The 12,528-nt window shown below is 36.7% G+C and carries 11 protein-coding genes; 10 read left to right on the top strand and 1 reads right to left on the bottom strand.

Going from position 1 to position 12,528, the window contains the following annotated elements; all coding sequences use genetic code 11:
* The first annotated feature begins 174 nt into the window (after positions 1–174).
* The 5 genes from J7E16_RS09895 to J7E16_RS09875 all read left to right on the top strand — a co-directional run bounded on the left by J7E16_RS09895 (position 175) and on the right by J7E16_RS09875 (position 6,041).
* Positions 175–966 (top strand): M15 family metallopeptidase, encoded by a 792-nt coding sequence (locus tag J7E16_RS09895; protein WP_214891316.1) that lies wholly within the window; start codon positions 175–177, stop codon positions 964–966.
* Positions 967–1,010: 44 nt separating this feature from the next.
* Entirely contained in the window at positions 1,011–1,664 is a 654-nt protein-coding gene (locus tag J7E16_RS09890) for a glycoside hydrolase family 73 protein (RefSeq protein WP_214891314.1), read from the top strand.
* 166 nt (positions 1,665–1,830) lie between these two features.
* Positions 1,831–2,553 carry a beta/alpha barrel domain-containing protein gene (locus J7E16_RS09885; RefSeq protein ID WP_214891313.1) on the top strand — a complete coding sequence of 241 codons (723 nt, stop codon included), beginning with the start codon at positions 1,831–1,833 and terminating at the stop codon, positions 2,551–2,553.
* A 16-nt stretch (positions 2,554–2,569) separates the two neighbouring features.
* Positions 2,570–4,615: a penicillin-binding protein PBP4(5) gene (gene pbp4, locus J7E16_RS09880; RefSeq protein WP_214891311.1), complete on the top strand. Its 2,046-nt coding sequence runs from the start codon at positions 2,570–2,572 to the stop codon at positions 4,613–4,615.
* A gap of 106 nt (positions 4,616–4,721) precedes the next feature.
* On the top strand, positions 4,722–6,041 hold the full coding sequence (locus tag J7E16_RS09875; RefSeq protein WP_214891309.1) for a hemolysin family protein: 1,320 nt from the start codon (positions 4,722–4,724) through the stop codon (positions 6,039–6,041).
* Positions 6,042–6,151: 110 nt separating this feature from the next.
* On the opposite strand, the gene J7E16_RS09870 is transcribed toward J7E16_RS09875, so the two are convergent.
* Positions 6,152–6,862 carry a hypothetical protein gene (locus J7E16_RS09870; protein WP_214891307.1) on the bottom strand — a complete coding sequence of 237 codons (711 nt, stop codon included), beginning with the start codon at positions 6,860–6,862 and terminating at the stop codon, positions 6,152–6,154.
* 383 nt (positions 6,863–7,245) lie between these two features.
* Here J7E16_RS09870 and J7E16_RS09865 point away from each other — a divergent pair, with 383 nt between their 5' ends.
* From J7E16_RS09865 to J7E16_RS09845, 5 genes are all read left to right on the top strand, one after another.
* Positions 7,246–7,830, top strand: coding sequence for a xanthine phosphoribosyltransferase (locus J7E16_RS09865; protein ID WP_214891305.1), 585 nt, complete (start codon positions 7,246–7,248; stop codon positions 7,828–7,830).
* 160 nt (positions 7,831–7,990) lie between these two features.
* Positions 7,991–8,539 (top strand): DUF2179 domain-containing protein, encoded by a 549-nt coding sequence (locus J7E16_RS09860; protein ID WP_214891303.1) that lies wholly within the window; start codon positions 7,991–7,993, stop codon positions 8,537–8,539.
* Positions 8,540–8,672: 133 nt separating this feature from the next.
* Positions 8,673–9,803: a 5-(carboxyamino)imidazole ribonucleotide synthase gene (gene purK / locus J7E16_RS09855; protein ID WP_214891300.1), complete on the top strand. Its 1,131-nt coding sequence runs from the start codon at positions 8,673–8,675 to the stop codon at positions 9,801–9,803.
* Between the two features lie 15 nt (positions 9,804–9,818).
* On the top strand, positions 9,819–11,117 hold the full coding sequence (gene purB, locus J7E16_RS09850) for an adenylosuccinate lyase (RefSeq protein WP_214891298.1): 1,299 nt from the start codon (positions 9,819–9,821) through the stop codon (positions 11,115–11,117).
* A 214-nt stretch (positions 11,118–11,331) separates the two neighbouring features.
* Positions 11,332–12,231 carry a DMT family transporter gene (locus J7E16_RS09845; protein WP_214891296.1) on the top strand — a complete coding sequence of 300 codons (900 nt, stop codon included), beginning with the start codon at positions 11,332–11,334 and terminating at the stop codon, positions 12,229–12,231.
* Positions 12,232–12,528 lie beyond the last annotated feature (297 nt).

Raw genomic sequence — 12,528 nt, 5'->3', positions numbered from 1 at the left:
TTAGGGTTAGTGGACAACGTAAATCGATCACCCAAAATTTATGAAGGAATAGGGGTTGCTTTTAGCCGCGCAAAGGATCTTATGCTAGCAGAAATCTCATTTTAATGTACCAACACTATTTATTGGATGATCCTTTTAGATGAAATATAAAATTAGAATGGAGTCTTTAAAATAATGAAAAAAAAATTAGCCTTGCTACTGATAACAACTGGTATCTTAGGAGGGTGCGAACAATTCAATCAAGAATCCGGTTCTGAATCTAATCAAGCTTCTGAAACCAGTTCTTCTATTGAAAAATTAACACTAGAAGAAGAACAAAAACGAGTAAAAGAAGCTGAACATCAAGCAATGCTGGATACTTTACCAGCTGTTTCGTCAGATGATTGGAATTTAATACTCGTTAATAATTGGACAAAAATAGATGAATCGTTAGAAATACCCTTAAGTGAATTGCCTAATGGTTATTTGGTTGATGAACGGATCATTGAAGATTATGTCGCTATGGACGATGCTGGAAAGGAAGCGGGTCATGAGATACTAGCCGTTTCAACTTATCGCTCAGTTGAGTTGCAAACCACAAATTACAACAATAGGATCCAACAATATTTAGATGAAGGCCTTTCTCAAGAAGAAGCCGTTAAATTAACGGAAGATTATATTGCTATTCCTGGAGGAAGTGAACACCATACCGGACTTGCCATTGATGTGATGGATACAGAATGGTTGAATACAGGCAAAGGGCTTGTTGCTGAATTTGATACTCAAGCATCACAACAATGGTTAGTTGAGCATGCAGCTGAGTACGGATTTGTCTTGCGGTTCCCTGAAGGTAAAAAAGATGAAACTGGCATCGAATATGAATCATGGCATTTTCGTTATGTTGGAAAAGAAAATGCAGCCTATATGAAGAAGCATGAGTTAGCTTTAGAAGAGTACGTTGCTTTATTAGAAGAAGCTGGTAAGTAAACTCGTTTAAGGTAATTTGTTTTTTTATTGAAAGGAAGAAAGTTATGCCACTTAAAAAGCAAAAAAAAAATACCTATAAAACTTTGAAACGTAAGGGAAATGAACAAATAAAACCTAGCCATTTCTTGGTAACACTTTTTATTTTTGTATTCATTTTTCTTGGGACCCTTTATTTTTTAGCACAAGAGACACCTGAAATAAAAGTATATCAAGACAAGCAAGAAGAAAAAGAAGAACAGCATCATTTTATCGTCCAAATTGTTGATTACGCCAAAGTGCTACAAGAAGAATACGGTGTTTTACCGAGTATCAGTATCGCTCAAGCCATACTTGAATCAGATTGGGGCACTAGTGAACTCTCTGTAAAAAATAATAATTTTTATGGAATCAAAGGGGATAGTGCTGAACCGACTGTTACAATGACTACTAGAGAATTTGTTGATGGAGAATGGATCGAAGTTAATGCAGAATTCAGAAAATACACTACTTGGCAAGAATCAATGGAAGATCATTCAAAATTATTCACTAAAGGAACGACCTGGAATACAGATCAATATGCTAAAGTTTTAGCATCAAAGGACTACAAAGAAGCGGCTTATGCATTACAAAAAAGCGGCTATGCTACCGATCCCGATTATCCTAATAAACTGATTCGCTTGATCGAACAGTATGACTTAAATCAGTATGATCAAAACTAATAGGACTAAGTGTGTCAGGTCGGTATACAGGAAGAAGTTGGAATGTATATTTCAACTTCTTCTTAGTGGCAGCAAGTAATCGCTTTATTTATTGCAGAATGATAGCAATTAGATCAGATATTCGTTAAAATAAACGGTATAAAGACAACTAAAAGGGAGTGGGGAAATGGTAGCTAAAAAAGATTCTCCAAGTATAACGACTGATTTGAGAAAGCATTATGTAGCAGTTCCAGAAATAATTGATACAGCAAGCGGCATTATTATAAATGGCAAGCGATTTCGTTCGCTTATTTTCACAACGGATATCGCCATTATTATGAACAATGATGCAGATGCAGTCATTGCTGTTTATCCTTTCTCACCTCATCCAGCTATCATCCAAGGGATCACAAATGTAGCAAATATGCCTGTCCTAGCTGGAGTAGGCGGAGGTATTACAAATGGACACCGTTCGGCTAATATTGCTTTATTTGCCGAAGCACACGGTTGTATGGGTGTCGTATTAAACGCACCTACACCAAAAGAGACTTATCGTGCAATAGATAAACTAATTGATATTCCTATCATATCAACGGTGGTATCAGAATTTACGGATATCCAAGAAAAATTAGATGCTGGTGTTGACATATTGAATGTCAGCGGAGCAGCTAAAACGGCTCATATTGTGCGTGAAATACGAAAGAAATTTCCAAAAGTACCGATTATTGCAACAGGCGGTCCAACAGAAGAGAGCATTAAAGCAACCATCGCTGCCGGTGCGAATGCCATTACGTACACACCACCTAGTAATGGGAAATTATTTAGTGATCTAATGAAAAGATACCGTCAAGAAGAAGAAGATTTTTATGATGAACAAAAGGCGTTAAAAGAAGAAGAAAATAAAAACTAAAAGCAGGTGTGGAAAAATGCGAAACAGCAACAAAAAAGGAAAAAAGTTCCCCTTATGGGCAATAATCAGTAGCATTGTAGCGGTGATTGCATTGATTGTTGGAGGAGTTATCGGATATACTGCTTGGTCGGCAGCCAGAGATGAAAAAGCTGCTCAAAAAACGGCAGATACGTTTATCGCAGCAGTAGAAAAACAAGATTATACTGCTATGAGCCAAATTGTTTCTGAAGAATCACTGGCTGCTATCGATTACACAAGAGAATCGATGGCCGAGCGCTATGTAACAGTATATGGCGGCATAGGAGCTGCGGAGTTGAAAGTATCTGATTTTTCGCTTACACAAAATGAGGAAACGGATGAGTACAGGATCTCCTATTCGTTAAACATGGAAACAGCATTAGGTGAATTAGATAAAAAGTCATACGAAACAATATTGTCTAAGGTAGATAGCGAGTATCAAGTCGATTGGGATACAGAACTTATTTTTCCAGATATGGAGCCAACGGATAAAATCTCGATCATAAAAACGGCAGGTGAACGAGGTGAAATCTTAGATAAAGACGGTTCGCCATTAGCAACTATTGGGACCTCTATGCAAGCAGGTCTTCAACCTTCTGCATTAGGTGAAGGGGATCAAAAGACAACCAATTTAGAAAAAATTGCTGAGACGTATGACGTTGCAGTAGAAGAACTAGAAAACTTGTTAGAGCAAGGCTGGGTAACGCCAGAAAGCTTTGTACCGTTTAAACTATTAGCTCAAGATGCAGAATTGCCACAAGCTACAGGAGTGCTTTATCAAGAAACAACGGCTCGTACATATCCTTTAAATGAAGCAGCTGCCCATTTGATTGGATACGTTGGAGATGCTTCAGCAGAAGATATTGAAAAAAATCCAACATTGAGTGCCGGAGACCTTATTGGCAAGTCTGGTTTGGAAGCAACTTATGACGAAAGGTTAAGGGGTCAAAAAGGCGGTCGCATTGAGATCCAAACAAGTGACAGCGAACTAAAAATGGTATTACAAGAATCTGAAGTTGAGAATGGTGAAGATATTACCTTGACCATTGATGCTGAGATACAGCAAGCTGCTTACGATCAATTAACGGGAGAAAGTGGTTCAGCCGTTTTCATGGATCCAATGGATGGAAGCATATTAGCATTAGTCAGTACGCCTTCTTATGATGCAAACTTAATATCAAGCGGCATCAGTTCTGAAGATTACCAAGCATACGTTGACGATCCTATGAGCCCATTTTTAGCGCGATATGCTTCTGGATATGCACCAGGATCAACGTTTAAAGTTATTACAGCGGGCATAGGTCTAGATGCGGGAACGATCATTCCAGCAGAAACGCAGGAAATTGATGGGTTATCTTGGCAAAAAGATGCTTCTTGGGGAGATTATAAAGTTACCCGGGTGAAAGATGTTCCTAGTGTGAATCTAGCAGATGCATTTGCGTATTCAGATAATATTTATTTTGCACGAGAAGCATTAGAAATGGGTCAAGAAGTTTATAAAACAGGGTTAAGCAAATATATATTTGGAGAGGACCTGAAATTACCAATTGCGATGAACCCAGCTCAAATATCAAACAGCGGCACATTAGATTCAGAAGGGCACTTGGCAGATACCGCATTTGGGCAAGGTGAATTGTTGCTTAATCCCATTCAACAAGCGGTATCCTATACACCATTTGCAAATGGAGGAGAGCTTGTTTATCCTAAATTAACAGCAGATCAAGAAACAGCAGGTTCCAAACAAACCGTCACACCTGAATCAGCAGCAATAATCAAAGAAGACTTAGTTCAGGCAGTCGAAAAAGAATACGGTTCTTCTCATAAATTGGCGGTTATTGACCAAAAAATCGCAGCTAAAACAGGTACAGCTGAAACAACAGAAGCTGAAACAGAAGGCGAAGATGCTGAAACAAACGGTTTCTTGTTAGCCTTTGATGCTGAAAACAGCGAATACTTGATGTTGGCTATGATCGAAGGAAAATCAAGTGGTTCAGTAATCGATACGATGCTGCCAATGCTTGAAAAAATGGAAACTTTTCAATAATAGGAGAACATAGTGTGAAAATGGTGTAGTTGAAAGTAAGTTTAAAAAGTGATATAGTAATGTTACTTTGTAAAAAATCAGAAAAATTTAAAGGAGACAATGATCAATGAATTCAGACCCCGATAGTCAGTCGATGATAGGACAGATATTAATTATCGTTATATTGACAGCTGTTAATGCGTTTTTCGCATCAGCAGAAATGGCATTTGTATCACTAAATCAAGGAAAAATAAGAGAAAGAGCAGCCAAAGGAGATAAGAAGTCGTTAAATATCTTGAAGCTGCTGAGCCATTCAGATAACTTCTTAGCTACCATTCAAGTAGCCATCACTTTGGCAGGTTTCTTTGCAAGTGCATCCGCAGCAACCAGTTTTGCAACCCGCCTAGAACCGTATTTATCAAATATTCCTGGGGGGACACAAATAGCAACATTCGTTGTGACGATCATACTATCTTATATAACCCTTGTGTTTGGGGAATTATATCCAAAACAAGTCGCTTTACAAAAAGCTGAGGAAGTTGCTCGAGCTACTTCTGGTGTCATTCTTATTGTACAAAAAGTTGCTAAGCCATTTGTAAAATTACTTTCATTTTCGACCGATATTTTAAAGAGAATGACGCCAATAGATTTTACAGAAGAAAAAGAAAAAATGACACGTGATGAATTTCGTGTTTATCTAGAAAATAGTCAATTAGCTGGAGCAATCGATCCAGATGAGTTTACTATGTTAAAAGGTATCTTATCAATGGATACTAAAATGGCTAGAGAAATTATGGTTCCGCGTACCGATACCTTCATGATTGATTATAAAGATGGAAGTGAAGTGAATATTCCTCAATTATTAGATATTCCCTATTCTCGTGTGCCAGTTTATATTGAGGATAAAGATAGTATTATTGGGATCATCCATGTTAAAAATTTGTTGAAAGCTTCTCGTACAACAAAACTGGATGATATCGATCTAAAAGATATCTTAAATCAACCATTGTTTGTTCCTGAAACGATCCATGTGGATGACTTGCTTTTTGAGTTAAGACGCACGCGCAATCAATTAGCCGTATTAAATGACGAATATGGTGGAGTAGTCGGAATTGTAACATTAGAAGATCTGCTTGAAGAAATAGTAGGGGATATTGATGATGAATATGATGAAACATCTAACATGATTGAAAAAGTATCTGAAAGTATTTATTTAGTAGATGGTTCAACTCAATTATCAAAATTCAATGAATTTTTTGGAACTAACATTGAGTCCAGTGATGTAGATTCAATCGCCGGTTATTTCATTACACAACATGGAAATATACCTCGACCAGATGAGAATGTTAGTATAGAGTATGAAAACTACTTACTTAAGTCCAACAAAGTAGAAGGTTCGCGTCTAGTCAGTCTCTATGTCGAACGTTTAAATACGGAGGAAAACTAAGAAGATACTGAACCAATAAAAAATTAAACAGTAACCCAAAAAAAGTGCACTGTCCAATGACAATGCACTTTTTTTGTATTGACACTAATATTTAAATAATCGACTAGTTTCTATTCTTCAATAGGGGGAGGATCAATTGAAGAATCTTCCTCTATGGGTTTTTCTGACTCGATGACTTCTGGAGCAGCAGATTCCTCAGGTTTTTCTGGCTTGGCTGATTCCTCAACTTCGACTTCAACTGTTGGTATCTCGATTGGTTTCGATTCCACAACCGATATCGATTCTTTTAGTTCTTCTGGCTCAGCTGCTGGTGTTTTAGCAGGTTGCTTAGAAGGCGTTGATGTAGTCGGATTTTTTTCTGTGGATGAAGTTGAACTTTTAGGTTGGCTATAGTTATCATTAGAATAGATAGGCGTGTAGCTGCTGGTTCTGTCCGTTTGATTACTATCATAATCATTGATAGGATTGTCATCCTTGTCTATTTCTTCGGACTTGATCTCAGCTAAATCTTCCGTTTCCTCATTTTCGGGTTCTTCAAGCTCTGATTCTTCACTTTCTTTTTGGTCATCGCTTAAGAAAAATAATTCTGAATCTATTCGAGAAGCATTATCGCTATCTTCCGATTTAGCAGAAATAGCCTCTGATTCAACGCTGGCAGACTTATCTTTTATAACAGATGATTTTGTTTCAGTTGCATCAAGATCAGTTGACCATGGTTTTTCTTGTTGTGTACCAATAACAAGCACCACAATAAGAATGACAAATAAAATACCTAGATACCAATAGTGTTTAATGAGTCCTAATAAACTTTTGTTGCGCATGCTAAACTCCTCTCTGTAACGACTTTAGCTTAATAATATAACAATCTTTATATAATTTCTAGTTTATTTTAGAAGATGATTTTTAATGGTTTAATAAATAGGATCAATACAATTAACTAAAATTTCTGGACCCTATTTTTTAAAATAAGGTTAAAAAAGCGACTTATATATTACTTTTTAGTAGTATGATTCGTGTTTTATAGTGTTTATCAGTGTGATACCGGCAAGTATGTTAAAAATATTGACTTTTTAAGTGAAAAAACGTATATTGATGTGGTTGGATAACCATTTCCAAGTTTTTTTTGCTGCTTATAAACCAATAAGGAATGAAAAAGTTATTTATCCGGTACTTAAATGAGTTATAGAAAGAAAGGTTGGACTTCATGAAAGAATTAGAAGATCGAATTTTAAAGGACGGCGTTGTTTTAGGAGGAGAGGTTTTAAAAGTAGATAACTTTTTGAATCATCAAATAGATCCTAAACTCATGCAGTCTATCGGAAATGAATTTGCTGATTATTTTTCCGATAAGGGCATTACGAGAATCGTGACGATCGAATCATCCGGCATAGCACCAGCAGTTTTCGCAGGATTGGCTTTAGGTGTTCCAGTAGTATTCGCGCGCAAGCAAAAAAGTTTGACCTTGACGGATGAACTTTATTCTACAGAGGTGTATTCCTTTACTAAAAATGCGACGAGTACGATTGTGATTTCCAAAAAATTTCTAGACAAAACAGATCGTATATTACTGATCGATGATTTTCTGGCTAACGGTCAAGCTGCAAAAGGCTTGATAAGATTATGCAAAGCAGCGAATGCTCAAGTAATAGGTGTTGGGATCGTTATTGAAAAATCTTTTCAAATTGGTCGTCAATTGCTTGAAGAAGAAAACCATGATGTTTATTCTTTAGCACGTATTCGAGCATTTGAAGAAGGACAAGTAAAATTTGTAGAAAAAGAAATGGAATAAACGACTCATGCTAAGCGGATCTAAAAGTAGAACGATTACTTTTTGAGCCGCTTATTTGTTAGAGTGACAAATCTATTAGCTATTTTACTTGCTATTTAAATAAATTTTGATAATGTTAAACTGAGTATAAAAATTTACTTATCAGTTAGGGGAGAGAAAAGTGGAAGTCGATTTACCTTTTTTACTATTAATTTTCGTCATCAATGTCGCTTATATTTCTTTGAATACGATCCGTTTTATGTTGACCATGAAGAGTTATCGCTTAGCTGCGTCGCTCGTTTCGATGGTTGAGGTAACGATCTATGTTGTTGGTTTAGGATTGGTACTAGATAGTTTAGATAATTACATCAATCTTGCTGTTTATGCTTTAGGATATGGATTTGGAATCGCTCTGGGGATAAAAATAGAAGAATTTTTGGCACTTGGATACATCATGGTCACAGCCATTGTTCCAGATATAGAAACTAAAATGCCCGAAGATTTGCGTGATTTAGGATATGGAGTGACAACGAGTTTGGCATTCGGTCGAGAGGGAGATCGAATGGTCTTAGAAATCTTGACACCTAGAAAAACAGAACGCAAACTGTACAAACAAATTAGCCAAATTGAACCAAAAAGTTTTATTATCTCTTATGAACCTAAATACATCAATGGTGGTTTTTGGACAAGAAAATTAAAAAAACGCCGTAAAGAAATGGAAGCAGAATAACAAAGATAACGACTATTGTTTTTTTATAATCAGTTTAGAACTAAAATTTGAATCTTGTCAATGACAGATGACAAGATAACTGCTAAAATTAGAATGAGCAGATAAGCAATAATACAAATCGTTTTAGAAGGTAGTGATAAGTTTGTCTGATCTAATTAGTCCAGGAAAAATGATCGGAATCATTGGCGGCGGGGAAATAGCACGAATGATGGCTTTATCTGCTAAAAAGATGGGCTATCATATAGGTGTAATGGATCCTGAAAAAGACTGTCCAGCAGCTCAAATTGCAGATTGGCAAATAATTGCTCAATATGACGATCAAGAAGCATTGATGGATTTTGCTATGAAATGTGATGTGGTAACGTACGAATACGACAACATTGATGCAGATGCAATCATAAAAATGAAAAAAACGGTTCCTGTTCCACAAGGGGCTGATTTGCTTTCTATTATCCAAGATCGATTATTAGAAAAAGCGTATTTAGAAGCTAGTAACATCAATTTAGCTCCTTATGTCACTATTGTTACCGTTGAAGATATAAAATGGGCAATCGACGAAATTGGATTTCCTTGTGTTCTGAAAACAATCAGTGAACGGCACAATGGAAAAGATCGATGTGTCCTTCAAAGCGAAGAAGATATTCCAAAAGCGGCTTTTTTATTAAAAAGAGGAACGTGTGTATTGGAAGCTTGGATCCCATTTGAACGCGAACTGTCTGTAACGGTTGCACGAAATCAAGCAAATCAAATAGTTGTTTTTCCAGTTGCAGAAAATATTCATCGCAATGCGATCTCACTTGAAAGCATTGTTCCTGCACGTATTGACCATTATGTAGAAGAAGAAATTGAACGGATTGCCCGGACTTTGGCTGAGAATCTTGAAGTGATAGGTATCTTAGGAATTGAAATGTTCATTACTTCTAGTGGGACACTTTATGTGAATGAAATTATTCCAAGACCTCATCATACAGGGAATTATAGTATTGAAGCCTGTTCTTTGTCACAATATGATGCTCATATTCGTGCAATCTGTGGCTGGCCTTTGCCTGAAATCGAATTGCTTTCTCCAGTAGTCATGGCAACAATGTTGGCTGAGCAGGATGAAGCAATAAAAGTTCAAATTCAGTTAAAGCCAAATTGGAACTTTCATTACTATGGCAAAGAGAAGGCAACAAAAGGCCAGAAGATTGGTCATATTACAGTATTAACTAAAGATATTGAAAAAACACTAGCTACAATCGCAGATACAGGAATTTGGAAATAAGGGGTTTATACAGCTATGATAGAACGTTACACAAGACCTGAAATGGCGGCCATTTGGTCTGATAAAAATCGTTACAATACTTGGTTAGAAGTTGAAATATTGGCTGTCGAAGCTTGGGTTGAATTAGGTGAAATACCTAAAGAAGATGTGGAAAAAATCCGTGCAAATGCGTCATTTGAAGTCGAACGTATTTTAGAAATAGAAAAAGAGACAAGACACGATGTCGTAGCGTTCACTCGTGCAGTTTCTGAATCATTAGGGGAAGAACGCAAGTGGGTCCATTATGGATTAACAAGTACAGACGTTGTGGATACAGCTTATGGCTACCAATTAAAACAAGTGAATGATGTGTTGCGACAAGATCTACAAACATTTTTAGCGATCATTGGTGAAAAAGCTAAAGAACATAAGTACACTGTAATGATGGGTCGGACTCATGGAGTACATGCTGAACCGACAACTTTTGGGTTGAAATTAGCTCTTTGGTACTCCGAAATGAAACGCAACATCGAACGTTTTGAACATGCAGCAAAAGGCGTCGAAGCTGGGAAAATCAGTGGAGCAGTCGGAACATTTGCGAATGTACCAACTTTTGTTGAAAAATATGTTTGTGAACATTTAGGAACAAGAGCGCAAGAAATTTCAACACAAGTCCTTCCTCGTGATCTACACGCTGAATATGTTGCCACAATGTCATTGATCGCAACGAGTATCGAAAAATTCGCTACAGAGATCCGCGGGTTGCAAAAATCTGAGACACGTGAAGTTGAAGAGTTTTTTGCAAAAGGGCAAAAAGGATCATCAGCTATGCCGCATAAACGCAATCCCATTGGTTCTGAAAACGTAACAGGCTTAGCTCGTGTTATCAGAGGCCACATGGTGACGGCTTACGAGAACGTTGGATTATGGCATGAACGAGATATTTCGCATTCATCCGCAGAACGGATCATTTTACCCGATTCAACTATTTTATTGGATTATATGCTAAATCGTTTTGGAACGATCGTTAAAAATCTGACAGTTTTCCCTGAAAATATGAAACGCAATATGGATGCAACATTTGGACTGATTTATAGCCAACGTGTGTTGCTTAAACTCATCGATAAAGGAATGAGCCGTGAAGCTGCTTATGATCTGATTCAACCAAAAACAGCGGTTGCCTGGGATGAACAAGTATTATTCCGTCCGTTGTTGGAAAAAGACGAAGAGGTCATGTCTATTTTGACATCAAAAGATTTAGACGATGCATTTGATTATCACTACCACTTGAGAAACGTAGACGAAATTTTTCAAAGAGTTGGTTTAGGGGACTAATGCTTCGCACCAAAATTAACATACTGCTAATTTCAAATAGCCGATTAAGTAAGAATAGTAGCAAAAGCATAAGAATCTTTATTTTCTTATGCTTTTTTCAACACAATTTTTTGGGCAAGCAGCGGTAAAAAGAACCGGTACCTTTTTTCTGATTCTAGTAACTGGAAAATTTTAAATTTGTCACACTATACATAAGAAGATCAGGAGGGAAAAGATGGGAATAGAAAAGATGAAAGTTGTAATAGCTATGCTGCTGTTTGGGTCAATTGGCCTGATGGTAAAAAATATTGCGTTGACTTCAAGTGAAATTGCACTTTATCGTGGCGTGTTAGGGAGTTTATTTCTATTGCTTTTTTTACTGCTAAAGAAAAAAAAGATCTCACGTACAGCCTTAAAAAGTAATGCAGGAGTGCTGCTATTTTCTGGAGCAGCAATCGGCTTGAATTGGATTTTATTGTTTGAGGCTTATCATTATACAACCATTGCAAATGCTACATTAAGCTATTATTTTGCTCCCGTAATCGTCATGATTGTTTCACCTTTTTTATTAAATGAAAAGCTGATGCCAAATAAAGCGATCAGTATCCTAGTTGCTATGCTGGGGATGTTTTTGATTGTTGGCACAGGAACACAAATAAGCGGAAATTATACCCATTTGGTAGGGATCTTATATGGCTTAGGCGCAGCTGTCTTGTATGCAAGTGTGATGATGTTAAATAAATTTGTAAAAAATTTAACCAGTCTAGAGAGTACGATGATCCAGCTGATGGTAGCCTCTGTAACGTTGGCTCCTTATGTCTTCTTTACTCAAGGATTCGATTTAGTGGCGATCGCTGTTACGTCGATTCCTTATCTGATCATTTTAGGAATCATTCATACCGGCTTAGCTTATGTATTGTATTTCTCAGCAATGCAAAAATTAAAAAGTCAAACAGTCGCCCTCTTGAGTTACATTGATCCAGTTGCTGCAGTAGTAATGTCTGCCCTTTTCTTAGGAGAAGGAATGAGCAGCATGCAAATGTTTGGCGGTTTATTGATTTTAAGTTCAACATTTATTGGAGGGCTAAAATGGCCAAGAAAAGAATCTTTAGCTATAAGAGAGAAAATAAAATGAGAAGACGAATCTGGTATAAAAGCAATGAAATAGGTTGGTATAGTCAGGCAAATCTTATTGATACCGCAAAAAATTATTTAGATGTTATAAGTGATTTGTTAGTACTGAAAATCACAAACTTGTTCCAACACGAAAACAAATCGTATGTGTAAAATAGTTCTCGAGATGATTTTATTTTTTACTAGCAAAAAGAAAGAAGGCGTTCTATCATAAATGTATGCTGAGCGGCAAATACATAGATGAAAGAGGCCTTCTTATGGATAGAATTATAACAAAATTATATGAAATAATAAAGGA

This window comes from Carnobacterium sp. ISL-102, from assembly GCF_018612935.1.
In the GTDB taxonomy this organism is placed as follows: Bacteria; Bacillota; Bacilli; order Lactobacillales; family Carnobacteriaceae; genus Carnobacterium_B; species Carnobacterium_B alterfunditum.
Note: the sequence above shows the minus strand (reverse complement) of the source record. Positions and strands in the feature narration are given on the sequence as shown.

What these genes read in the sequence shown, in the direction of transcription:
- J7E16_RS09895 (WP_214891316.1), top strand. Translation starts at nt 175, where the DNA reads ATGAAAAAAAAATTAGCCTTGCTACTGATAACAACTGGTATCTTAGGA.
- J7E16_RS09890 (WP_214891314.1), top strand. Translation starts at nt 1,011, where the DNA reads ATGCCACTTAAAAAGCAAAAAAAAAATACCTATAAAACTTTGAAACGT.
- J7E16_RS09885 (WP_214891313.1), top strand. Translation starts at nt 1,831, where the DNA reads ATGGTAGCTAAAAAAGATTCTCCAAGTATAACGACTGATTTGAGAAAG.
- pbp4 (WP_214891311.1), top strand. Translation starts at nt 2,570, where the DNA reads ATGCGAAACAGCAACAAAAAAGGAAAAAAGTTCCCCTTATGGGCAATA.
- J7E16_RS09875 (WP_214891309.1), top strand. Translation starts at nt 4,722, where the DNA reads ATGAATTCAGACCCCGATAGTCAGTCGATGATAGGACAGATATTAATT.
- J7E16_RS09870 (WP_214891307.1), bottom strand. Translation starts at nt 6,862, where the DNA reads ATGCGCAACAAAAGTTTATTAGGACTCATTAAACACTATTGGTATCTA.
- J7E16_RS09865 (WP_214891305.1), top strand. Translation starts at nt 7,246, where the DNA reads ATGAAAGAATTAGAAGATCGAATTTTAAAGGACGGCGTTGTTTTAGGA.
- purB (WP_214891298.1), top strand. Translation starts at nt 9,819, where the DNA reads ATGATAGAACGTTACACAAGACCTGAAATGGCGGCCATTTGGTCTGAT.
- J7E16_RS09845 (WP_214891296.1), top strand. Translation starts at nt 11,332, where the DNA reads ATGGGAATAGAAAAGATGAAAGTTGTAATAGCTATGCTGCTGTTTGGG.